The sequence below is a fragment of the Rhodoferax sp. genome (genome assembly GCF_039922535.1).
GTDB lineage: Bacteria > Pseudomonadota > Gammaproteobacteria > Burkholderiales > Burkholderiaceae_C > Rhodoferax_B.
This window is the reverse complement of record NZ_JBDTEM010000051.1, coordinates 1-23,930: the sequence shown is the minus strand read 5'-3', so window position 1 is coordinate 23,930 and position 23,930 is coordinate 1. Positions and strand designations below refer to the sequence as shown.

Annotated in this window: 14 protein-coding genes; all 14 read right to left on the bottom strand. The window is 63.0% G+C overall.

Going from position 1 to position 23,930, the window contains the following annotated elements; all coding sequences use genetic code 11:
• Positions 1-74 precede the first annotated feature (74 nt).
• On the bottom strand, positions 75-365 hold the full coding sequence (locus tag ABI213_RS02075) for a hypothetical protein (RefSeq protein WP_348005261.1): 291 nt from the start codon (positions 363-365) through the stop codon (positions 75-77).
• Positions 362-6,268 carry an MG2 domain-containing protein gene (locus ABI213_RS02070; protein WP_348025910.1) on the bottom strand — a complete coding sequence of 1,969 codons (5,907 nt, stop codon included), beginning with the start codon at positions 6,266-6,268 and terminating at the stop codon, positions 362-364. Before ABI213_RS02070 ends, ABI213_RS02075 begins: the two co-directional genes overlap by 4 nt.
• A 117-nt stretch (positions 6,269-6,385) precedes the next feature.
• Entirely contained in the window at positions 6,386-8,194 is a 1,809-nt protein-coding gene (aspS, locus tag ABI213_RS02065) for an aspartate--tRNA ligase (protein WP_348025908.1), read from the bottom strand.
• Positions 8,195-8,275: 81 nt separating this feature from the next.
• Complete coding sequence (locus ABI213_RS02060; protein WP_348005266.1) at positions 8,276-8,914, bottom strand: DUF502 domain-containing protein; 639 nt, start codon at positions 8,912-8,914, stop codon at positions 8,276-8,278.
• An 8-nt stretch (positions 8,915-8,922) separates the two neighbouring features.
• Positions 8,923-9,288 carry an FmdB family zinc ribbon protein gene (locus ABI213_RS02055; RefSeq protein ID WP_348005258.1) on the bottom strand — a complete coding sequence of 122 codons (366 nt, stop codon included), beginning with the start codon at positions 9,286-9,288 and terminating at the stop codon, positions 8,923-8,925.
• A 341-nt stretch (positions 9,289-9,629) separates the two neighbouring features.
• Positions 9,630-11,210 carry a ubiquinone biosynthesis regulatory protein kinase UbiB gene (ubiB, locus tag ABI213_RS02050; RefSeq protein ID WP_348025906.1) on the bottom strand — a complete coding sequence of 527 codons (1,581 nt, stop codon included), beginning with the start codon at positions 11,208-11,210 and terminating at the stop codon, positions 9,630-9,632.
• Positions 11,207-11,749, bottom strand: coding sequence for a hypothetical protein (locus tag ABI213_RS02045; protein ID WP_348005256.1), 543 nt, complete (start codon positions 11,747-11,749; stop codon positions 11,207-11,209). Before ABI213_RS02045 ends, ubiB begins: the two co-directional genes overlap by 4 nt.
• 60 nt (positions 11,750-11,809) lie before the next feature.
• Complete coding sequence (locus tag ABI213_RS02040) at positions 11,810-12,772, bottom strand: TIM44-like domain-containing protein (protein WP_348005255.1); 963 nt, start codon at positions 12,770-12,772, stop codon at positions 11,810-11,812.
• 40 nt (positions 12,773-12,812) lie between these two features.
• Complete coding sequence (ubiE, locus tag ABI213_RS02035) at positions 12,813-13,544, bottom strand: bifunctional demethylmenaquinone methyltransferase/2-methoxy-6-polyprenyl-1,4-benzoquinol methylase UbiE (protein ID WP_348005254.1); 732 nt, start codon at positions 13,542-13,544, stop codon at positions 12,813-12,815.
• 132 nt (positions 13,545-13,676) lie between these two features.
• Positions 13,677-14,090 (bottom strand): DUF971 domain-containing protein, encoded by a 414-nt coding sequence (locus ABI213_RS02030; protein WP_348005253.1) that lies wholly within the window; start codon positions 14,088-14,090, stop codon positions 13,677-13,679.
• Positions 14,090-17,968 carry an FAD/FMN-binding oxidoreductase gene (locus tag ABI213_RS02025; protein WP_348025904.1) on the bottom strand — a complete coding sequence of 1,293 codons (3,879 nt, stop codon included), beginning with the start codon at positions 17,966-17,968 and terminating at the stop codon, positions 14,090-14,092. The genes ABI213_RS02030 and ABI213_RS02025 overlap by 1 nt, the downstream gene beginning before the upstream one ends.
• A gap of 120 nt (positions 17,969-18,088) precedes the next feature.
• Positions 18,089-19,318 (bottom strand): phosphoglycerate dehydrogenase, encoded by a 1,230-nt coding sequence (gene serA, locus ABI213_RS02020; protein ID WP_348025902.1) that lies wholly within the window; start codon positions 19,316-19,318, stop codon positions 18,089-18,091.
• Between the two features lie 98 nt (positions 19,319-19,416).
• On the bottom strand, positions 19,417-22,527 hold the full coding sequence (locus tag ABI213_RS02015) for an error-prone DNA polymerase (RefSeq protein ID WP_348006049.1): 3,111 nt from the start codon (positions 22,525-22,527) through the stop codon (positions 19,417-19,419).
• Positions 22,528-22,540: 13 nt separating this feature from the next.
• The gene (locus ABI213_RS02010; RefSeq protein WP_348006048.1) at positions 22,541-23,866 is read right to left on the bottom strand and encodes a DNA polymerase Y family protein; all 1,326 of its coding nucleotides are present in this window, start codon (positions 23,864-23,866) and stop codon (positions 22,541-22,543) included.
• Positions 23,867-23,930: the final 64 nt, after the last annotated feature.

The following is a 23,930-nucleotide window of genomic DNA, read 5'->3' as shown; positions in this document are numbered from 1 at the left end:
GGTGGTGCACATGGCTTAAACGTTAAGAATTGCTAACAATGCGGTTAATGCGGATTGGCGTTGTGTCTACAGCGTTACCACCGAACACACCTGCACCCATAGACCAAATACATAAAAAGAACCGCCAGAAACGCAAATGTGAACGCCCCTATGGCCTCCCATTTGGTAGACGAACCGGGTCCGTCAGGCATTGCAATCAGTTCCTCCATCGTGATGTGCACGCCTGGATTTTGCCTTTGCCAACCGTGGTACAGCTCGGCGTTAGATGTATTAGGCCGCCGCCACAACAGCACCATCACGGCAGCCCAGGCCGCAAAACCGATGGCGAGGTAGATGAATTTAAAGTTACTGAAGTCGAGCGTCACTTTGGAGCCCCCACCTTCACCCGCGCATTCGGCCACTCGCCAAACATCTCTGGCGCGTACATCGCTTCCACCCGGCTGGGTGGCAGGGCGAAATCGCCCACGTTATTCAACCGCACCGTGTACTCCATCTTCACCACGCCCTTGGGCAGGTACTCGTAGTAGCTGCGGAAGGATTCGAAGCTGCGTTCTTCAAAAGCGGGCCAGCCGCTGCCGCTGCGCTTTTCGCCTTGGGTGGCGATTTCAGAGTCGCGTCCCAGCCCGCTGCCCAGGATGGTGGCACCGCCAGGTACGGGGTCGGTGATGGCGACCCAGGTCATGTCGGCGCTGGCGTTGACTTCCAGGGTGATGCGCAGCACGTCGCCGCGGGTGTACTGGCCCTTCACCGCTTGCTCCACCGGGGTGATGGTCTTCTTGATCTGGTAGCCCGCGTTGAACGGGGCCTTCAGGTCGATGGCGGCAACGGACTGCAGGGTGAGCCAAGGCTTGCCGCTGCCTTGCTGGGTGACCGTCAAGCTGTCTTTGCTCCAGGGCAAGAACATGCGGTTGTTGCGCAGGTTGCCAGGGGATACTGGGGCACCGAAGGCGGTGGTCTGGTGGGGCGTGTCCGTGGCGGGCACGCGGTCTACCTTGCTCCAGTCCACGCTGGCCACCGCTGCGCCCAGGGCGGCCTTGGTGACACCGGCCACGGGCGTGGCTTCAAACTGGGCGCTGAATTTCTCCAACGCCAGCCCGCCCCAGAGGTTAGCGGTGGTGGTGCTCCAGGCACCGTGCTGCTGGCGGCTGATGAAGCCGTTGGCCAAGCGGCCCATGTCGGCCTTCCAGGCCGGGTCGGTCAAGACGGCCAGGATCAGGCGGGCGGTGTTGTCGTCGCCGTTGTGCATCAGCCACCACCAGTAGTCTTCTTGCTCGGTGCTGAAGACCATCTTGGTGCCCTGGAAGCTCAAACGCGAGCGCAAGATTTGCTGGGCCTCGGCCAGGCGCTCGTCGCGTTTGGGGATGTCGGTGACGCGCTTCAAGATGTTGAGCCAGTCGATCACAGCGTGGGTCGGCCACTGGTTCGGAGCGATGGTGATGCTGCCCAGCATGCGGGCCTGGGCCTTGCCATAGCGCGACAGGGCTTCAATGGCTGCCAGCTTGCGCACGTCCAGGTCTTTGCGTGGGCTCCAGAATTCGCGCTGGATTTTGCCCTCCACAAACGCCGCCAGGCCGCGCTCCATCGGCGCGCGCACCTCGTCGCTGAGGGCGAAGGCAGGGTTCAGACCGCCCGCCTCGTGGGACGCCGCCAGCAGGTAAGCGGTGAGCGTGTCGCTGCCCCGGTTGGCCTCGCCATCGCGCGGTGGGAAGTAGCTGGCCAGGCCGTCGCTATCGAGGTAGCTGGGGATCTGGGCCACCACGGTTTGCCACAGCTTGGCATCGCGCAGGCCGATGGCCTTGCTGGTTTTTTGCTCCAGGCAGGCAAACGGGTAATTGGCGAACCAATCCCGCACGCCGGGCAGACCCTCGGCCAGCGTGGGTTGCAGGGCCAAGCGCAAACCGCCCCGGCCCGGCAGGGCATCCGCCGGTGGAGCTACGGGCAGGGTGAACGTGCCGTCCACCTGCACCAGGGTGGCCTGCTGCACCGTCAAGGGCACGGCGGGAATGATGCGCTGGCGGATCTTGAGGGCATCGCGGGCACCGGTCAGGGTGTCTTTGGCCTCAATTTCCCACAGGATGGCCTCGGCGCGGGTCTGCGCCAGTTGCGCCGGAGCGGTGACATTCCATAGGACCTCTTTGGCCTCTCCCGCAGGTATGTCGACGGTTTGTTGCTCTAGATTCAATAGCGTTGCACGGGGCGTGACCTGCACCTTCATGGCCTTTTGCGTGGTGTTACGCAGGGTGATCTGGGCGCGGAACTGGTCGTCCTCGCGCACCAGGGGCGGCAGGCCGCTGATGATTTGCAGGTCTTGGGTGGCGCGGATGCTGGTGGAGCCGGTGCCAAACAGGCCGGTGGAGGCATCGGCCACGGCGACGATCTTGAAGGTGGTGAGCGCATCGTTGAGCGGCACGGTGACGGTGGCCTGGCCGTTGGCATCTAGCTGCACTTTGGGGTTCCACAGCAGCAGGGTTTCCAGCAGCTCACGGGTGCCGCTGTGGCCCCCGCCGCCGCCTGCGGCCACGGCCTTGCGGCCATAGTGGCGGCGGCCGATGATTTCCATCTGCGCGGTAGACGTTTCCACGCCCCAGGACCGGCGCTGCAGCATGGCATCCAGCAGATTCCAGCTGCTGTTGGGCATGAGTTCCAACAAGGCCTGGTCCACAGCGGCCAGCGCGACTTCGGCGTGGGCGGCGGGCTGGCCGTTGGGCAGCTTGACGTTGATGGTTACTTTGGCCTGGCCGCGCACGGGGTAGCTTTCCTTGTCGGCCTTGACACTCACGTCCAGCTGGTGGGCTTTGCTGCCCACCCGGATTTCGGCCACGCCCAGGCGAAAGGCGGGTTTGCTCAGGTCCACCAGCGAGGTGGGAGCCACATACTCACGGCCTTCGTACCAAAAGCTGGTCCACCACTCGCGCGGGGCCTTGTAGCCCCAGGTGAAAAAGCTGTACCACGGCACCTCGCGCAGGCGGCCACGCAGGGCCAGCACACTCACGTACACGTTCGGCCCCCAGCCTTCCTTGATCTGGACGCGCACCGTGGGGTCTTGCCCGTTGAGCTGGACTACCTGGGTCTGGATGATGCCCTCGCGCTCCACGGCCACCAGGGCGGTGGCAAAGCGGAACGGCATGCGCACCTGGAACTGGGCCGTCTCGCCGGGTTGGTAGCTTTTTTTCTCGGGCAGCAGGTCCATGCGGTCGTGGTTCTCGCCGCCAAACCAGAGTTCGCCCTGTTTGGTCACGTACACCGACGCGGCGGCCTGGATGCGGTTACCCGACGCGTCTTTGGCGGTGACGACTAGCTCAACTTCACCCGCTTCATTCAACGCGGCCTCGCACAACAGCAGGCCGCGGCTATCGCTCTTGCCGCTGCACACTGCGCCCAGGTCCTTGGTGCTGGTTTTGTTGTCGTAGGTGTAGAAGCCGCCCACCATGCGCTTGCGGCTGGTGGTGACGATACGGGCGGTGGCACGCACTTCCAGCGCCACGTCGGCCTGCGGTTTACCGGCTAAGTCCAGTGCCAGGGCCTGGAACTTGAGCTTTTGGCTGGTGGACACCCAGCCTTCGGTTTTGATACCCGCAATGACGGCGGCGGGCCACAGCGTCTGGGTGCTGCGGATGGTTTGCACCTCGCCATTGGGGTCGGAATAGGTGGCTTCCAGCAGCAAATCCTGCGGCTGCGGGCTGGGTTTCAGGTCGTCGATGCGGGTTTTGCCCGCGCCATTTTTGTCCAGCGTGAGCGGTAGCTTATCGGCCACTACGCGGCTGTCTTCACTGGCGGTGTTTTCCTCTTCATCGCCCTCCGCGGCTGCGTCGCGCTTGCCGCGCGGTGCGGCGAAGCTGAAGGCCTCGAAGTCGCTAAAGCTCAGGTATTTGCCCCGCACCAGCGCCGACACGCGCACTGGCAGGTTGGCCGCGCCGCCGCCGGCCACGTAGTTGATTTGCACGTCTACCGGCACGTTGGTGGCGTGGACCAGCGGTTTTTTGTCGCTGGGGGTGACCCTGCCTTCGAGCACCGGCAGGCGGAACTCTTCCACCCGGAACTGTCCTGTGCTGTAGGTTTTTTCGTCTCCCGGCCCCCGCAGTTCCACGCTGTACACGCCCAGCTTGGCGGCGGGTGGAATGGCCCAACTGCTCTCGGCGCTCTGGCCGCCGGTGGCGGTTTTGCGCCACACCAGGGGTTGGGTGGTCTGCTGGCCACTGCCGATGTGGGTGATGACCAAGGTGTCGGGCTGCGACTCCGCCAAGCCAAAACCAGTGCGGGTCTCGGTGCGCAGCAGGTGCTTCATGGACACGGTTTCACCCGCACGCAGCAGCATGCGGTCAAAAATGGTGTGGGCGCGTTCGTCTGGCTCGGCGTTGCGGCTGGTGGGCAGGTTGAAGCGCCAGGGCTCGATGCCGCGGTTCCAGTCGCTCCAGGTGAAGGCCATGTCCTCCACCCCGGCCTGCGTACTGCGGGCGCTGACGAAATAGGCCTGGCTGTAGCGGCCCTCGTCCTGGCAATTCGGGGCATCGGGGGAAATGCCCTCCAGGTAGGCAATGCCCTGGGCGTTGGTAGTGGCGTGGCCCAAAGATGTGCCCCGGCAGTCGGACACCTGCACCTGGGCGTTGGCCACCGGCAGGCCCTTGTCCAACGTGGTGACCCAGGCCAGCGCGTTCTCGCGGCCCAGCTTGAAGTGCACGCCCAGGTTGGTGACCAGGGCCGAGGTGCGGACATACATGGTCCGCTGGGCCCCAAAGCGTTCGTCCAACAGCGAGCTGCCGAGCTTTTGCGAGGCGATTTCGACCACGTGGAAGCCGGGGGTCAGCGGGATGCCCACCACCTCGAACGGGCGCGGGTCGCCACTGGCAGGCTGGGGCAGGTCCAGCGTCTTCACGCCGGGTTGGCCTTGCAGCAGGGACAGCATGCGGCTTTGCACGTACTGCTTGCCTTCGTCGGGCAGCACCTTGGGCAGCGGGCCTTTGACCTGGGCGGCCGCCAGCTTGCGGCTGACGTTGTAGCTGTCGAACTGCTGCACTTTGGCATACCAGGCGATGATCTCCGCGTCGCTGCGGGGCTGCAGGGTGGTGACCTTGCCTGCGTTCAGAGCTTTCACTTGCAGTTGCGGCTCCACATTGCGCAGCGTTACCGGCAGCAGCGCCACGCCATTGGGCTCGGCAAAGCGCTCCACGATGCCAAACGGCGAGGCGGCGAACTTGGCCAGCGGCGGCATGGCCCCGGTGCCCACTTGCATGGGGAAGCTGTTGGCGTTGGCCAGGGCCCGGTTGGACGCATCTTTGAAGCCTGCAGGCAAAGCCAACGTGTACTTGGCCTGCTCGGCAAACGGGCTTTTGAAGCTGATGCTGCTGACCACGGCCTCGCTGTCGCTGTCTTCCTCGTCAAAGGTGGGCGCAATCGTGTCCTTGCCCGAGGTGAGCTTGATACCTTCCAGCAGCTTGCGGGCCACGGGCGCGTTGAAAGCCAGGCGCATCGGGCGGATGGGCAGGCAGGCGCTTTGGGCGTTTTCGCGCTCGCAACTGAAGCTGGCGGCAAACGGCTCACGCACCTGGTAGTTGAAGCGCTTTTCTACCGTGTTGGCTACGCCGCTGGGGGTGGCCACGCCTTTGCCGTAGACCAGTTGCACCTTGGCCGACGGGGTGAGGCGGCGGTTGCAGGCCAGGGTGAGGTAGCGCAGCGGCTCCTTGGCGGCGGCCTTGTCCAGGCCCTGGGCTTTGAGCAGATCGGCCCGGTCTTTGCCGTCCAGCAGCCGCACGGCCACGCGCTCGCCCAGGCCGTCTACCGCGCACCACAGATTGGCCTGCACGCTGGCCAGCGTGGCTGCACCGTTGAGCGTGAGGGTAAAAAACTGCTCTTCGTCGATCTGGTCACCACCGTCGTACGGGCGGATGTTTTGCACAAACGGGCCACCACTATTGAATTTATAGCTGCCCGCGCTGGTGGAATAAGCGCCAGGTGCCGATTTGATGCCTAAATCGGGCTGCAGTGTGCAGCGCACGCCGGGCGGCAGGTCGTTGGCAAATTCAAACGCCCATTCGCGGTCGCTGGTCCAGCGGCCCGTGCCCTGGCTGGCCTGTGCATCGTTGCACTGCAAAGTGGCCGGTGCCGGGGCTTTGGGGTCGCCAAAGTTGACGGCACTGCCGTCAAACTGCACCACCACCTGGCGGATACGGGCCACCTCGCCCTGGGGCGACACCCGGGTGATTTGGGCGGCTTGCGCCAGGCTGGCGGCTGCGAGCAGGCAGCAGGCGATGAAGATGTTTTGGATACGCACGCAGTCTCCCTCTTTGGAGCGCCAAGGTTAGCCGATAGCTATGCATCGTCTGCATGCCGCATGCAAAAAGGGCTGACAGTTGTCAGCCCTTTGAAGGAAATTACAAAGCGCTAAGACTTAAGCAGCAGGGGCGCGCAGACGAATGTGCAATTCGCGCAGTTGCTTCTCGTCCACGGTCGAAGGTGCTTGCGTCAGCAAGTCCTGGGCGCGCTGGGTTTTGGGGAAGGCAATCACGTCGCGGATCGACTCGGCACCGGTCATCAACGTGACCACACGGTCCAGGCCAAAGGCCAGACCGCCGTGCGGGGGCGCGCCGTATTGCAGCGCGTCCAGCAAGAAACCGAACTTGTCTTGTGCTTCTTCGGGCGTGATCTTGAGTGCGTCAAACACCTTTTGCTGCACATCGGCACGGTGGATACGGACCGAACCGCCGCCCATTTCCCAGCCGTTGAGCACCATGTCATAGCCCTTGGAAATGCACTTCTCGGGCGCGGTGACCATCCAGTCCTCGTGGCCGTCTTTGGGCGCGGTGAAGGGGTGGTGCGTGGCGGTGTAGCGCTGGGCATCTTCGTCGAATTCAAACATCGGGAAGTCCACCACCCACAGCGGCTTCCAACCGGCTTTGAACAGGCCATTCTTTTTGCCGAACTCGCTCAGGCCGATCTTGATGCGCAGTGCGCCGATGGCATCGTTGACGATCTTGGCCTTGTCGGCACCGAAGAAAATCAGGTCACCGTCTTGCGCGCCGGTGCGGGCCAAGATTTCGGCCAGGGCCTTGTCGTGGATGTTCTTCACGATCGGGCTTTGCAGACCGTCACGGCCCTTGGACAGGTCGTTCACGCGGATGTAGGCCAGGCCCTTGGCGCCGTAAATTTTGACGAATTCGGTGTAGGCATCAATCTCACTGCGGCTAATGCCACCGCCTTCGACGGAGCCACCCGGCACACGCAAACCGACTACGCGGCCATTCTTCATGGTGGCCGCACCCGAGAATACCTTGAAGTCCACATCGGCCATAACGTCGGTCAGCTCGGCGAATTCGAGGTTGATGCGCAGGTCGGGCTTGTCGGAACCATAACGGTGGGCGGCTTCCTGGAAAGTCATCACCGGGAACTCGCCCAGGTCTACGCCCAGGGTGTTCTTGAACACGGTCAGGATCATCTCCTGGAACATGTCACGGATTTCCTGCTCCGTGAGGAACGAGGTTTCGATATCGATCTGGGTGAACTCAGGCTGGCGGTCGGCGCGCACGTCTTCGTCGCGGAAGCACTTGGTGATCTGGTAGTAGCGGTCGTAACCCGCCACCATCAGCAGCTGCTTGAACAGCTGTGGGCTTTGCGGCAGCGCAAAGAACATGCCTTCGTGCACGCGGCTGGGCACCAGGTAGTCGCGCGCGCCTTCGGGGGTGGACTTGCCCAGCATCGGGGTTTCGATGTCGATGAAACCGTGCGTGTCCAGAAACTTGCGCACTTCCATGGCCACGCGGTAGCGCAGCATCAGGTTGTTTTGCATGTACGGGCGGCGCAGGTCCAGCACGCGGTGCGTCAGGCGGGTGGTCTCACTCAAGTTTTCGTCGTCGATCTGGAACGGTGGGGTGACCGAGGGGTTCAGCACCACCAGTTCGTGGCACAGGATTTCGATCTTGCCGCTTTTCAGGTTCTCGTTGACCGTGCCTTCGGGGCGCGCGCGCACCAAGCCCTTGATCTGTACGCAAAACTCGTTGCGCAGCGATTCGGACACGGCAAACATCTCGGCGCGGTCGGGGTCGCAGACAATTTGCACATAGCCTTCGCGGTCGCGCAGATCGACAAAGATCACGCCGCCGTGGTCACGGCGGCGGTTGACCCAACCGCACAGGGTGACGGTTTGGCCCAGCAGGGCTTCGGTCACAAGACCGCAGTAGGTGGTGCGCATTTGAGATTGCATGGCTAATCGTTTCTGGCGCCTCTGGGGGCGCGTGGGTTGCAGAGGCTGGCACGCCGCAAAGGACGCGCCAAACTGGAAAATTTAATGGGTTTTGAGCGTTTTGAGCGGCGGCGAAGGCGCTACGCCGTGGGGCACCACAACGCCCATGGAGACGATGTATTTCAGGGCCTCGTCCACGCTCATCTTCAGCTCAATGCAGTCGCTGGCCTTGAGCATGATGAAGTAGCCGCCGGTAGGGTTGGGCGTGGTGGGCACATAGACGCTGAGGTAGTCGCCTTGCAAATAATTGGCCGCGTCACCGCCAGGCACGCCGGTTACAAAGGCGATGGTCCAGGCACCGTCGCGCGGCCACTGGATCAGTACGGCTTTGCGAAAGGCGTTGCCGCTTTCCGAAAACAGCGTGTCTGATACCTGTTTCACACCCGAATAAATCGAGCGCACGATAGGAATACGGTGCAGCAGATTGTCCCACCAGCCGACCAGCTTCTTGCCCACAAAGTTGCTGGCTGCCGCGCCCACCACCAGCAGCGTGCCCAGCGCCAGCAGCACGCCAAAGCCGGGGATGTGGTAGCCCAGCAGTTCGTCGGGCTGCCAACTTTTGGGCAGGATCAGCAGGGTCTGGTCCAGAAAATTCAGCACCCATTGCAGCACCAGCAGGGTGATGGTCAACGGCACGATGACCAGCAGGCCCGACAGCAGCCATTTGCGGATAGAAGCCATCATGGAGTTCAGGCCGCCGGGGTGCTGCCGCCGGACGGTGCGGGGGTTGGTGCCGGAGCAGGCGAAGGCGCGGCAGTAGGTGCCGTCGAAGTCTCAGTGGGCTTAACTGCTGCGCTATCGGCAGCAGGCTTGGCCTCTGCCGGTTTGCCGTCTTCGGCTTTCGGAGGCGGAACCGCAGCCGCACCGCCGCTGCCATTGCGGAAGTCGGTCACGTACCAACCAGAGCCCTTGAGCTGAAAACCAGCAGCGGTGACTTGCTTTTGCAAGGCAGGTGTGCCGCAGCTAGGGCAATCGGTCAACACCGCGTCGGACATTTTTTGCAGTACGTCGAATGCGTGCCCGCAGGACTCGCATTTGTAAGCGTAGATAGGCATGGCGTAGAAAGCTCGGGTTGAAGTCGCAAAACCTATGATTATAGGATGGCAGGGTGAAAACCCTAGGAACGTATTCAGAGTCTCTTTGGGGCCGCGCAGGTGCCTGTTCGCGATGCGCAGCTAGGCGCAAAATCCAAGCTAAGGCCTCTGCCTTGGCTGGTTTTGTAACAACGCTGAGCGCCCGAACAGGCACCGGCCCTTCGGGTTGGGGTGAAATCGGGCGATTTGTCTGCCGTAGCCCTTGCATGGGCAGAGAGCCCATGCTGCGGTCTCCGACAACCAGCTCATCCCGATTGCACCCCAACGCGGCCCCAAAGAGACTCTGAACACGTTCCCAGGCGCTAGAACAGGAACGGCGATAGGAACAGCAGACGCATGGCCAGCAGGCCCAGGCCGAAACCGATGGCACCGTAAATCAGGCCGTGCAGCAGGCGGTTGGTGCGTTTGTGCTCGGCCAGCAGTTCTTCCATGAGCTTGCGCTGGTCGGTGCCCCGATCAGTCGCACCTTGTTTTAAAAAGTCCACCAGCAGGCGCGGCAGCTCAGGCAGCAGCTTGGCATAGCGCGGGGCTTCGTTTTTCAGCTGCTCGATGAAGGCTTTGGGGCCAATCTGCTCCAGCATCCATTTTTCTAGGAAGGGCTTGGCGGTATTCCACAAATCTAGCTCGGGGTCGAGATCGCGGCCCAGGCCTTCGATATTAAGCAGGGTTTTCTGCAACAGCACCAGTTGTGGCTGGATTTCGACCTGGAAACGGCGCGAGGTCTGGAACAATCGCATCAGCACCATGCCCAGCGAAATTTCTTTCAAAGGCCGGTCGAAATACGGCTCGCACACCGCACGAATCGCGGCTTCCAGCTCGTCCACGCGGGTATTCGCGGGCACCCAGCCGGATTCGATGTGCAACTCGGCCACACGCTTGTAGTCGCGGCGAAAGAAGGCGGTGAAGTTTTGCGCCAGATACTCTTTGTCAAACTCGGTCAGCGTGCCGACGATGCCGAAGTCCAGCGAGATGTAGCGGCCGAAGGTCGCCGGTTCGACCGACACCTGGATGTTGCCCGGGTGCATGTCGGCGTGGAAGAAGCCGTCGCGGAACACCTGGGTGAAGAAAATCGTCACACCGTCGCGGGCCAGCTTCTGGAAATCTACCCCCGCAGCCCGCAGCCGCTCGGTGTGGCTGATGGGGATGCCGGTCATGCGCTCCATCACAATGGCTTCGGTGGCACACAGGTCCCAGAACATCTCGGGGATCAGCACCAGGTCCAGGCCTTCCATGTTGCGGCGCAGCTGGGCGGCGCTGGAGGCCTCGCGCACCAGATCCAGCTCGTCGTGCAGGTATTTGTCGAACTCGGCCACCACTTCCAACGGCTTCAGGCGCTTGCCGTCGTCAGAAAACCCATTCACCCAGCCTGCCATCATGCGCATCAGGCCCAGGTCTTTTTCAATCGCGGGCAGCATGTTCGGGCGCAAAACCTTGACCGCCACATCCCGCAAGCGGCCGTTGCGGTCTTTGAGCACCGCAAAGTGCACCTGGGCGATGGACGCGCTGGCCACCGGCTCCAGGTCAAAGCTTTCAAAAATTTCGCCCAGCGGCTTGCGAAACGCCCGTTCGATGGTCGCCACCGCAATGGAGGACGCAAACGGCGGCACCCGGTCTTGCAGGCGCGCCAGCTCGTCTGAAATATCCGGCGGCAGCAGATCACGGCGGGTGGACAGCACCTGGCCAAACTTGACGAAGATCGGGCCCAAGCGCTCCAGCGCCTCGCGCAGGCGCTCGCCCCGCGGGGCATCCAGATTGCGGCCAATCGACAAAATGCGGGCCAGCAGCAGCAGCCAGGGTTTCTTGAAACTGGTCAGTACCAGCTCGTCCAGGCCGTAGCGCAGCACGATCCAGACAATGTACGCACCCCGAAAAATCCGGCTCATGCAGCGGCCTTGTCGGCACCGGGGCGCTTGGCGATGAATTGGCGCAACGTGCTGGCGGCGCTGCGCACCACATTGCCCACGGTGTGGGCCGTGGTATCGCCCACCACGCGAGACAGGTCTTCTTCCAGGTCCCAGCGCACATGGTCCACCAGCCAGTTGACCTCGGCTGCCAGTTGCACATCGCCTTCGATGCGTACGCCAGGCTTGCCCGCGCTCAACGCCTGCTGGGCCAAGGCGAACGGTGAAGTTTCGGTGATGGTGAGCGTGAGGTCGGCACGCATGCCGGACGTGGCACGGTCCAGCAAGCCCGCAGGCGTTGCCACCAGGGCCATGTGGAAACTGCGCCACTGCATCAGCACCACACGGCCCTTTTGCCGGGCCAGGCGGGCGGTGGCTTCGGGCTCTTGCTGCAGCACGTGGTTGAGCAGCAGGACGACGCGGTTTTGCACCTCGTCCACCACCCAGGGCGGCGGCTGCAGCGTGGCGCTGGCGCGTTCAAAAAGGTTTTCGAGCAAAGAAAAGGGGGACTGTGTTGCCATAGTCCCCCATTATCCGGGATAGTGCCTTGACTTTAGGACGCAAGCGTCCTTGACCAACGGCTATTGCAGGGCTTGTACGCCGGCTACGAGCCAGCCGCTGGCGCCGCTTTTCGGTTTGGTCATGTTCCAGACCTCGCGGAACGGGCTAGGGCCTGCCGATGGCTCTTCGCGGATCATGCCGGAGAACTCGACGCTGGCCATGTAATCGTTACCCAGGTCCTCAATGCCTAACAGTTGGGCATCCAACATCACTACGTCGGTCTTGTTGGTGTTGCCGCCGGTATGGGTTTCGCGGTCGGTCAGTTGGGCCTGGATTTCGCCCAGCATGGTGTCGGTCATCATGGCGCGCAGGGACGAAATGTCGGAGCGGTCCCAGGCCGATTGCAGAGTGATGAAATTGTTTTTGGCGGCACGCAGAAAGCCTTCGGAATCAAAACCGGCGGGCGCACCCCAGCCCTGCGGACCGGCCAGTGCCGAGCCGATCATCGAGCTCCCGCTATCCAGTGAAGCCATGTGGCTGCTGCGCTCAAATGGCCGCGCCGATGCATCGTTGCCCACATGGTCGGGCGAATACGTCGGGGCCGCGCTGGGCGCAGCCGCCCCTTGGTAGGCAAAGGGACTGCCCTGCGACGCATTGCTGGCGGCCTTGCGCGAACGGATGAAGCCCCACAGCAGCATGCCCGCCAGTACGACCAGCCCAATCATCAGGAACTGGCCCATTTCTGCGCCCAATCCCATGGAATGGGCCAGCCAGGCCAGACCGACACCGGCCGCCAAACCACCCAGCATGGCACCCCACGGACGGCGAGGTGCCGCTGCGGGCGCAGGTGCGGCAGCGGGGGCCGGACGGGCTGCGTTGGTAGCATTTTGCGTGGGTGCCACGGGTGCGGGGGCCGCCTGGCGTTGCGTCACATTGCTGGACTGCCGACCCATCGAACGGCCACCGCCCAAACGCGCAGCTTCGGCATCGAATCCTGCGGCAAAGACCATCGTGGCGGCCAAAACCAATGCCCAAACTTTCATACTGACTCCATTTATTGTTATGAATTAGACCGGACTGCACTCAACACTTGATACCCACATGCAGGGCCACCATTCCGCCGGTAAGGTTGTGGTAGTCCACATGGCCAAAGCCCGCAGCCTGCATCATGGTCTTGAGCTCTTTCTGACCAGGGTGCATGCGGATGGACTCGGCCAGATACCGGTAGCTGGCATCGTCGCCCGCCACCAGCTTGCCCAGCTGCGGCAACACCTTGAAGGAATACCAGTCGTAGGCCTTCTCCAGGGGTTGCGCCACCTTGGAAAACTCCAACACCAGCAGCTTGCCGCCGGGTTTGAGCACGCGGCACATCTCGGCCAGGGCCACGTCTTTGTGGGTCATGTTGCGCACACCAAAGGCCACGCTGACGCGGTCGAACGAAGCATCGGCAAATGGCAGCTTTTCGGCATCGCAGACCATGGTGGGCAGCACGATGCCCTTGTCCAGCAGGCGGTCGCGACCGGTGCGTAGCATGGCTTCGTTGATGTCGGTGTGCACCACCTGGCCAGTCTTGCCGACCTTTTTGGCAAACGCCATGGCCAGATCGCCGGTGCCGCCCGCGATGTCCAGCACCTGGTGGCCTTCGCGGATGTCGGCTACCAAAACGGTGTAAGCCTTCCAGGTGCGGTGCAGGCCTGCCGACATCAGGTCGTTCATCAGGTCGTATTTGGAGGCGACAGAATCAAACACGCCGCGCACATGGCGGGCCTTGTCGTTTTCGTCAACCGACTGGAAACCAAAGTGGGTAGTGCTCATGTTTGTATACTAAATCAGAATGATGGCGCGGCACAGCGACAACCCTGCGCAGCACAGGGAATTTAAAGAAAATCGGCCTCCAGCGCAGGTAGCACCTGCGCCAGCAGCTATATCTTCAATAGCAATCCAATTTTAGTGGCTGCCGCAGCCCTTGGCAGTTTTGCCGGGCATAGGGGTATCGCGACTGGCACCCGCGGCGGCCAGGCGGGCTTCGTAGTCGGCCCACAGCTTGTCTTGCTCAGCCCCCAGAAAGTACAGGTAGTCCCAGGTGAAGATGCCGGTGCTGTGGCCGTCGGAAAACGTGGGCTGCACGCCGTAGTTGCCTACCGGCTCCAGGCCGTTCAAGGTGACTTCGCGCATGCCGGTTTGCAGGGTTTCCTGGCCGGGGCCGTGGCCTTGCACTTCGGCCGATGGCGAATACACGCGCATCAGCTCAAACGGGATGCGGAACACGGCACCGTCGGAAAACGTGACTTCCAGCGCCCGCGACAGGCCGTGGACGGTGATGTCTTTGGGCGTAGGCGCACCCTTGGTCAAGCCCGCCATTACACCAACACCCGCTCAATACCGCCGTGGTTGGCTTGCGCCACATAGGTCGGTAGCCACTGGTCGCCCAGGATCTGGTTGGCCATTTCGACCACGATGTAGTCGGCTTCGAGCAAGCCGTTTTGCAGATCGTTGCCGTAGCGGCTCAGGCCCTGCAGGCAGCTGGGGCAGCTGGTGAGAATTTTCACGTTGTCCTTTTCGCCGACAGAGCCCAGGGCCCGCAGCTTGGTTTCGTCGTTGCGCAGTTCTTCTTCTTTGCGAAAGCGGATTTGCGTGGAGATATCGGGCCGGGTCACGCCCAGCGTGCCGGACTCGCCGCAGCAGCGCTTGCTCTCCAGCACCTGGTCGCCCAGCAGCGCCTTCACCGTCTTCATCGGCTCCTGCAGCTTCATCGGCGTGTGGCAGGGGTCGTGGTACAGGTAGGAGCCGCCGTTGTTCAGCGTGATGCCTTTTTCCAGCAGGTATTCGTGGATGTCGATGATGCGGCAGCCGGGAAAGATCTTGTCGAACTCGTAGCCCTGCAGTTGGTCGTAGCAGGTGCCGCAGCTGACCACCACGGTCTTGATGTCCAGGTAGTTCAGCGTATTGGCCACGCGGTGGAACAGCACCCGGTTGTCGGTGATGATCTTGTTGGCCTTGTCAAACTGGCCGCTGCCCTTTTGCGGGTAGCCACAGCACAGATAGCCCGGTGGCAACACGGTTTGCACACCGGCGTGCCACAGCATGGCTTGCGTCGCCAGGCCAACCTGGCTGAACAAGCGCTCCGAGCCGCAGCCGGGGAAGTAAAACACCGCCTCGGATTCGCTGGTGGTGGCCACCGGGTTGCGGATGATGGGCACATAGTCGCTGTCTTCAATGTCCAGCAAGGCGCGCGCGGTCTTTTTGGGCAGGTTGCCCGGCATCTTCTTGTTGATGAAGTGGATCACCTGCTCCTTGATGGGCGCGGTGCCCACCGTGGCGCGGGGCGCGGCGGTCTGCTTCTTGGCGAAGCTGCGCAACAAGTCATTGGCCAGGCGCTGGGCCTTGAAGCCCACGCCCACCATCACCGAGCGGGCCATCTTGATGGTCTCAGGATTGGTCGCGTTCAAGAAGAACATCGCCGCAGCGTTGCCAGGGCGGAAGCTCTTCTTGCCCATCTTACGCAGCAGGTTGCGCATGTTCATGGTCACGTCGCCAAAGTCGATCTTCACCGGGCACGGTGTCAGGCATTTGTGGCACACCGTGCAGTGGTCGGCCACGTCTTCAAACTGCTCCCAGTGCTTGATAGACACGCCGCGGCGGGTCTGCTCTTCGTACAAGAAGGCTTCGACCAGCAGCGAAGTCGCCAAAATCTTGTTGCGCGGGCTGTACAGCAGGTTCGCGCGCGGCACATGGGTGGCGCACACCGGCTTGCATTTGCCGCAGCGCAGACAGTCTTTCATGCTGTCGGCAATGGCGCCGATATCGCTCTGCTGCATGATCAGCGACTCGTGGCCCATCAGCCCGAAACTGGGCGTATAAGCATTGGTCAAATCGGCCTCTAGCGCAATCCCTTCCTGCGCATGCAGCTGCGAATTCCGTAGCAACTTGCCTTTGTTGAAGCGGCCTTCGGGGTCGATGCGCTGCTTGTAGTCGGTGAACGGCTGCATCTCGGCGTCGCTCAAAAACTCCAGCTTGGTGATGCCAATGCCGTGCTCGCCAGAGATCACGCCGTCCAGACTGCGGGCCAGCGCCATGATGCGTTTGACGGCACCGTGCGCCGTTTGCAGCATGGCGTAGTTGTCGCTGTTGACCGGCAGGTTGGTGTGCACATTGCCGTCACCCGCATGCATGTGCAGGGCCACCCAGACCCGGCCCTTCAAGACCTTTTTGTGGATGGCGGTGCATTCATCCAAGATGCCTTTAAAGGCCGAGCCCGTGAAGATGTTTTGCAGCTGGGCGCGGATTTGCGTCTTCCAGCTGGCGCGCAGCGTGTGGTCTTGCAGTTGGGGGAACAGGGTTTCCACCCCGTCCTGCCAGCCCTGCCACAGGGCGCGCACCTCAGCGACCAAGCTCTGGGCCTGCACCACCCGCTCTTCCAGCAATTCGGGCGACGGCACATCGCCATCCTCATCACCTTTACCTAGAGGCAAGTTGCCACGGCTGAAGAACTCTTCCAGCGCGTCGCACAACTCCAGCTTGTTCTTCAGGCTGAGCTCAATGTTGATGCGCTCGATGCCGTCGGTGTACTCGGCCATGCGCGGCAGCGGGATCACCACGTCTTCGTTGATCTTGAAGGCGTTGGTGTGGCGGCTGATGGCGGCGGTCTTCTTGCGGTCCAGCCAGAATTTCTTGCGCGCCTCGGGGCTGATGGCGATAAAGCCTTCGCCGCTGCGCGAGTTGGCGATACGCACCACTTCGCTGGTGGCGCGGGCCACGTCGTCGGCGTTGTCGCCCGCGATGTCGCCGAACAGCGCCATCTTCGGCAGGCCACCGCGCTTAGATTTGGTGGTGTAGCCCACGGCCTTCAGGTAACGGTCGTCCAGATGCTCCAGCCCCGCCAGCAGCACGCCGGTGCGCTTGGCTTCAGCGAACATGAAGTCTTTGATCTCGACGATGCTGGGCACGGCGTTCTTGGCATCGCCAAAGAACTCCAAACACACGGTGCGGGTGTGCGCTGGCATGCGGTGCACCACCCAGCGGCCGCTGGTGATCAGGCCGTCGCAGCCTTCTTTCTGGATGCCGGGCAGGCCGCTCAGGAACTTGTCGGTCACGTCCTTGCCCAGGCCTTCCTTGCGGAAGGTGCGGCCGGGAATGTCCAGGCGCTCGGTGCGGATTTTGGTTTTGCCGTCGGCTTCGAAATACTGCAGCTCGAAGCTGGCGGTTTCCACGTCGTGGATCTTGCCCAGGTTGTGGTTCAGCCGGGTGACTTCCAGCCACTGTGCGTCGGGTGTCACCATGCGCCAGGAGGCCAGGTTGTCCAGCGCCGTACCCCACAGCACGGCCTTTTTGCCGCCCGCATTCATGGCGATATTGCCGCCGATGCAAGATGCCTCTGCGGAGGTTGGATCGACCGCGAACACATAACCGCCGCGCTCAGCCGCATCAGCCACGCGCTGCGTTACCACGCCAGCTTCACTGAAGATGGTGGCGACGGGGTGGTCCACGCCGGGCAGGGTCACCATCTCCACCTCGGTCATGGCTTCTAGCTTTTCGGTGTTGATGACCGCGCTGTTCCAGGTCAGCGGGATGGCACCGCCGGTGTAGCCGGTGCCGCCGCCGCGCGGGATGATGGTCAGCCCGAGTTCGATGCAGCCTTTGACCAGACCGGCCATTTCGGCCTCGGTATCCGGGGTCAGCACCACAAACGGGTATTCGACGCGCCAGTCGGTGGCATCGGTGACGTGGCTCACGCGGCTCAGGCCGTCGAACTTGATGTTGTCCTTGGCAGTCAGCTTGCCCAGCACGCGCGCAGTTTTGCGGCGCAGGTCATAGGTTTGGGCAAAGGTGTTGTAAAACGTGTTCACCGCGGACTTGGCCGCCACCAGCAGCTCGCCCACCAGGGCATCGCGCTCGCTGTTGGCATCGGGGTTGCGGCGCTTGCCAACTTCGTCCAGGCGGTGGTGCAAGGCATCGACCAGCTGCTTGCGGCGCTTGGGGTTGTCCAGCATGTCGTCTTGCAGGTAGGGGTTGCGCTGCACTACCCAGATGTCGCCCAGCACCTCGTACAGCATGCGGGCAGATCGACCGGTGCGGCGCTCCTGGCGCAGGCCATTCAGAACATCCCAGGCGCGCGTACCCAGCAGGCGGATGACGATTTCGCGGTCGGAAAACGAGGTGTAGTTGTACGGAATTTCGCGCAGGCGAACGGCTTCAGGGGCCTGCGCCAGCAGGGTGGACAACGCGGTGGGAGCATTCATGGGGGAAATAACCTGGGGTGGGCTCAGCGCCCATGGGCCTGGGATGGGAATCGGATAACGATTTTAGGGCAGCAGACTTTCACCCTGCCGACAGCGGGTTGTCGGGAAACGACAGCCCAATCAGAACAACACGCGGCTGCGGATGGTGCCAGGCACGTCGGCCAGCTTTTCCAGCGCCAAGTCGCTAGATTCCGCATCAATGTCGATCACCACGTAGCCAATCTTTTCGTTGGTCTGCAAGAACTGGGCGGCGATGTTGATGCGGTTGTCGCTGAACACCTGGTTCACGGCGGACAGCACGCCCGGCACGTTGTGGTGGATGTGCAGCAGGCGGTGCTTGCCGGAATGGCTGGACAAAGCCACTTCGGGGAAGTTAACCGACGAGGTGGAGGTACCGTTATCGCTGTACTTGACCAGCTTTTCGGCCACTTCCAGCCCGATATTGGCCTGCGCCTCGATGGTGGAGCCCCCTACGTGCGGGGTCAAAATCACGTTATCCAAACCACGCAGGGGCGACTGGAACTCGTCCTTGTTGCTGCGCGGCTCTTCGGGGAACACGTCAATAGCGGCACCCAGCAGCTTTTTGGCGTGCAGGGCCGCCGCCAGCGCGGCTATGTCCACCACCGTGCCGCGTGCAGCATTGATCAGAATGCCGCCCTGTTTCATGGCAGCGATCTCGCTGGCACCGATCATCCACTGGGTGGACGCGTTTTCGGGCACGTGCAGGGTGACGATGTCGCTCATGCCCAGCAGTTCGGGCAAGTTACCCACTTGGCGCGCATTACCCAACGGAAGCTTGGTCACCACGTCATAAAAGCAGACCTGCATGCCCAGGCCTTCAGCCAGCACCGACAACTGGGTGCCGATGGAGCCGTAGCCCACGATGCCCAGGGTTTTGCCCCGGATCTCGTAGGAATTCTCGGCCGACTTGAGCCAGCCACCGCGGTGCGCCACCGCGCTTTTCTCGGGGATGCCGCGCAGCAGCAAAATCGCCTCGGCCAGCACCAGCTCGGCGACCGAGCGGGTGTTGGAAAACGGCGCGTTGAACACTGCAATGCCACGCTCGCGGGCGGCGTCCAGGTCTACCTGGTTGGTGCCGATACAGAAGCAGCCCACGGCCACCAGCTTGTGCGCATGGGCAAACACCTCTTTGGTGAGCTGGGTGCGGGAGCGGATGCCGATGAAATGCGCGTCGGCGATCTTTTCTTTCAATTGGTCCTCAGGCAAAGCGCCGGGCAGGCTCTCGATCTGGGTGTAGCCCGCATTGCGCAGCACCTCCAGCGCGGAAGGATGCACACCCTCCAGTAAGAGAAACTTGATCTTGCTTTTGTCCAGAGAAGTCTTGCGCATGCGGTGCCCGGCGTCAGAGGTGGAGGGGATGACGATGCTAGCATGCTGCACCGCAACAAATAGGGCTGCCGCCCGCACGGCATTGTCCGTAACAGGGGCTATTTGAAATCCCGGCTGGCGGTGGCTAAGCCGCCGAGCAAGGGGGTCAGGTCTACCAGCCTGCGGGCGATCAGGTTCATCACATCGCCTTCCCGCTGCCAGCGGCCATACACCGCCAGCAGCCGGGACTGCAGCAGCGCTGCGCGCTGCGTCTCCCGCACGGCCTTCCAGCAAATCACCTGCACCACCCCGGTCTCATCCTCCAGCGTGATGAAGGTGGTGCCCTTGGCGGTGGGCGGTTGCTGCCGCAGCGTGACAATGCCGCAGTGGCGCACCATGCGGCCATCGGGCACCGCCCGCAGGTCCTGCGCCGACATCAGTTTGCGCTGGGCCAGTTGGGGGCGCAGCAGCGCCAGAGGATGGCTGCGCAGGGTCAAGCCCAGGGACGCGTAATCCCACACCACCTCTTCGCCCTCCAGCGCAGGCGGCAATTCCAGCACATCCTCCTCCACCGGCGCATCCCGCAGCAGAAGCGGCGTGGACCGCAAGGCCGAGGCATCCCACACCTGTTGCCGCCGGTGGCCAGACAGGCCCATCAGCGCATCGGCGGCGGCGAGAACTTGCATCTCGTGCTGCTCCAGGCGGGCGCGGCGGGCCAGGTCCTCGGCGCTATCGAACGGTGCCTCGGCACGGGCTTGCACGATGCGCTGGGCGGACCGGGTCTGCAGCTTGTCGATGGTGCGCAGACCCAGTCGCACGGCCGGGGGATGCGGCAAGTCTTCCAGGGTGCAATCCACCTGGCTGTGCATCACATCCGGGGGGCGCACCTCCACACCATGGCGCTGGGCATCCTGCACCAGTTGCGAGGCCGAGTAAAAACCCAGCGGCTGGCTGTTGAGCATGGCGGCCAAAAACTCGGCCGGATGGTGCCGCTTGATCCAGCAACTGGCATAGACCAGCAAGGCAAACGATGCGGCATGGCTTTCCGGGAAGCCATATTCACCAAAGCCCTTGATCTGCTCAAAGATGTTCTGGGCAAACGCCTCTTCGTAGCCGCGCGCCGTCATGCCGCCAACAATCTTGTCGTAGTATTTTTCCAGCCCGCCCTTGCGCTTCCAGGCCGCCATGGCCCGCCGCAGCCCGTCCGCCTCGCCGGCGGTAAAGCCCGCAGCCAGGATGGAAATCTGCATCACCTGCTCCTGGAATATGGGAATACCCAAGGTGCGGCCCAAAGCCTCCTTCAGCGCATCGCTGGGGTAAGTGACGGGCTCCAGGCCCTGCCGACGGTTCAGATACGGGTGCACCATGCCGCCCTGGATAGGCCCGGGGCGCACGATGGCCACCTCGACCACCAGATCGTAGAAGACCCGGGGCTTTAGGCGGGGCAGCATGCCCATCTGCGCCCGACTCTCGATCTGGAATACCCCCACGGTATCGGCCTGGCAGATCATGTCGTAGGTGGCGGAGCACTCGGGCGGAATATCCTGCATCACCATGGTCCTGCCTGTGCGCTGGCCAATAAATTCCAGCGACTTGCGGATGGCGGTCAACATGCCCAGCGCAAGGCAGTCCACCTTGAGCAGGCCCACGGCATCCAGGTCGTCCTTGTCCCACTCGATCACGGTACGGTTGGGCATGGCAGCGTTTTCGATCGGGACCATGCGCGCCAGCGGGCCTTGGGTGAGCACGAAACCACCGGTGTGCTGGGACAGATGGCGCGGAAAATCCAGCAAGGCCGTGGTCAACTCCAACAGTTGCTGGACCGCCAGGTCGTCCAGGCACAAGCCTGCTTCCAGCAGGCGCTCGGGGTGGATGGCGCGCCCATCCCACCAGTGGTGGCCCTTGGCCAGCACATCCAGCGTTTCCAGGGGGAACCCCAGCGCTTTGCCTACGTCGCGGATGGCCGACTTGGGCCGGTAGCAAATGACCACGCCGGTCAGTGCCGCACGGTCCCGGCCGTATTTGGTGTACAGGTACTGCAACACCTCTTCGCGCCGTTCGTGCTCAAAGTCGATATCGATGTCGGGCGGCTCGTTGCGCTCGCGGCTGATGAAGCGCTCGAACAGCACACGCATGCGGGCCGGGTCCACCTCCGTCACCCCCAGGCAGTAGCAGACCACGGAGTTGGCCGCAGACCCCCGGCCCTGGCACAGGATGTGCTGGCTGCGGGCGAAGCGCACGATGTCGTAGACGGTCAGAAAGTAGTGCTCGAAGCGCAGGTCGCCAATGAGCGTGAGCTCATGCTCGATCTGCTCTTGCTCCTTGGCGGCCATCCCCTGCGGCCAGCGCCGCCCTGCCCCCTCGTAGGTGATGCGGCGCAGATAGCCCATGGGCGTTTCACCCGGTGGCACGACTTCATCCGGGTACTGGTAGCGCAGCGCGTCCAAAGAGAAGTCGCAGCGCGCAGCGACCTGCAGGGTTGCGTCCAGCAGGTCCGGGGGGTAGGTCTGGGCCAGGCGCAGCCGGGTGCGCAGATGCCGCTCCGCGTTGGGCTGCAGAGCCAGGCCGCAGGCGGTCAAGGGTTTGCCGATACGGGTAGCAGTGAGCACGTCCTGCAGTGGCTTGCGGGAGCGGACATGCATATGCACATCCCCGGCGGCGACCAGCCCAATGGCAGTGAGCGCGCTGACCTGGCGCATCTGGTGCAGCCACATCTCGTCGCCCAGCACACGCAGCATCTGCACCGCCAGCCAGCAGCGGCCGGTAAAGGCGCTGAGCAACCAGCGGGCCACGGATTCCAGCTGCGGGCCGGTAGAGCGCCGGTCCGGTGCAGCCAGTACCACGCAGTCGGCCAAAGCCTGCGGGGCTATGGCCTCGCGGCTGAGATGGTAAGACCCCTTCTGCGAGGACCGGCGCAGCCCGGTAATGAACTCGCACAGATTGCCGTAGCCGTTGAGGTTGCAGGCCAGAACGATGAAGGTGAACGGTGCGGCACCGCTTACCTGGAACTGGCTGCCCACCAGCAACGGCAGGGCTTGCTCTTTGGCGGCCACGTGGGCGCGCACGATTCCGGCCATGGAACACTCGTCGGTGACCGCCAGGGCGGCATAACCGAGTTGCTTGGCACGGGCCACCAACTCGCCGGGTTGGCTGGCACCTCGCAGAAAGGAGAAGTTGCTGAGGCACCACAGCTCGGCATAGGCGGAAATGGTGGGCGGAACAAAAAGCATGGCTTCAGGCAATTCAGGCAAATATGCCGTGCAGAAACCAAGCCGTGTCTTCGTTGGCCAGCCGGGTCTGGTAGATCCACAGCACACCGGCGTGCGCGCTCAGGGCCACCCAGTAATCGCGTACCACCGTCTGGGCATGGGTGCCGGTCTCGTCGCTAAGCCGGTGCCACCAGCCGCCTTCGATACGGTGCGGGCCAGACAGCAGTTGCAGCGTGCCCTGGTACAGCGGCCGGTTGGCCTGCACCGCCAACGGCAAGGATTGCGGCAGTACGAAGCTGGGTTGGGGCAGCGCGTAGGGCACAGCGGGCACACCAGCCCTATTGCGCGACATCGGCACCGATGCCGCTTGCCAGTGGACGGCCCACTCCAGGCGGTGGTCTTCTTGCGGAACCGGGCGCAGCACCCGCTCCGGCCCCAGCCGGGCGGCAATGCGCTCCAGTACCAGGGCCAGCGACTCACCGTCTTCTTGGCTGTCGGGCAGCAAGGAAGCGGTTGGCGCTTCAAAGGCCCGCACATCGACGGCCAGCAGCTCCAGGTCCCCAACCGGCGCAAACAATTGCACCTTGGCCAGGTTTTCTGCGAGCAGCCGGGCCAGGTTCTCGATGCTGCGGGTGGGCTCTGCCGTGCGGATGGTCAATTCGCCACCGTCACCGGCGGTTTTGGAGCGCATGGCATCGTGGCACCAGCGCAGGGTAAAGGCCGTGACACCGCAGCGCCGGGCCGCCAGCCAGGCACATAGCTGTAACAGCAGGCGGCGCGCGCCGAACAAAATGGCCGGGGCATGTTCGACCCGCGACATCAGCTCCAGCCGGGCATGGAACTGCTCGGGCAGGGCCACCCAGGCGTAAGCGCTAGGGCGCAGGCCATAGGCCTGGTCCAGCGCCACCAGCAATTCCTTATCGAAGCGGCGGCTGAGCCCGCCCCGTGGCAGCGCCCGAACCTGGCCCAGGGTGGTACAGCCCAGGCGCTTCAGCATAGGCGCATGGGCCGCCACCGCCGCTAAAGACTCCAGTGGCAAGGCATCCAACAGTACGGGCAGCGGTTGGGCAAAGCCGTTGCGTACACCGCAGCGCGCCAGGGCCAGTGCAGCCAGGCTGGTGGGGGCCCAAGCCAAAAAAGCCACGCCCAGCCCCGCAGACTCTTCGCGCACCTGCGCCGCCAACGCACGCTTGCCACCAAACAGCCGCTCGCTGCCCTCCACCTCCATCAGCACGGCACTGCCCTCAATGGCCACACGGGGGGTGAATTGCAAACACCACACCGCCAGGCCCAGGAGCGCATCAGTGCGGGGCGAGTCGGGAGAGCGGTGTGCTTCGGGGAGCAAGGCGGCCCACAGCATGGGGATTTTCGCGGGGAAGAAAAAACTGGCTGGGACGCAGCAAGCGCGGTGTCAGCACCGATGC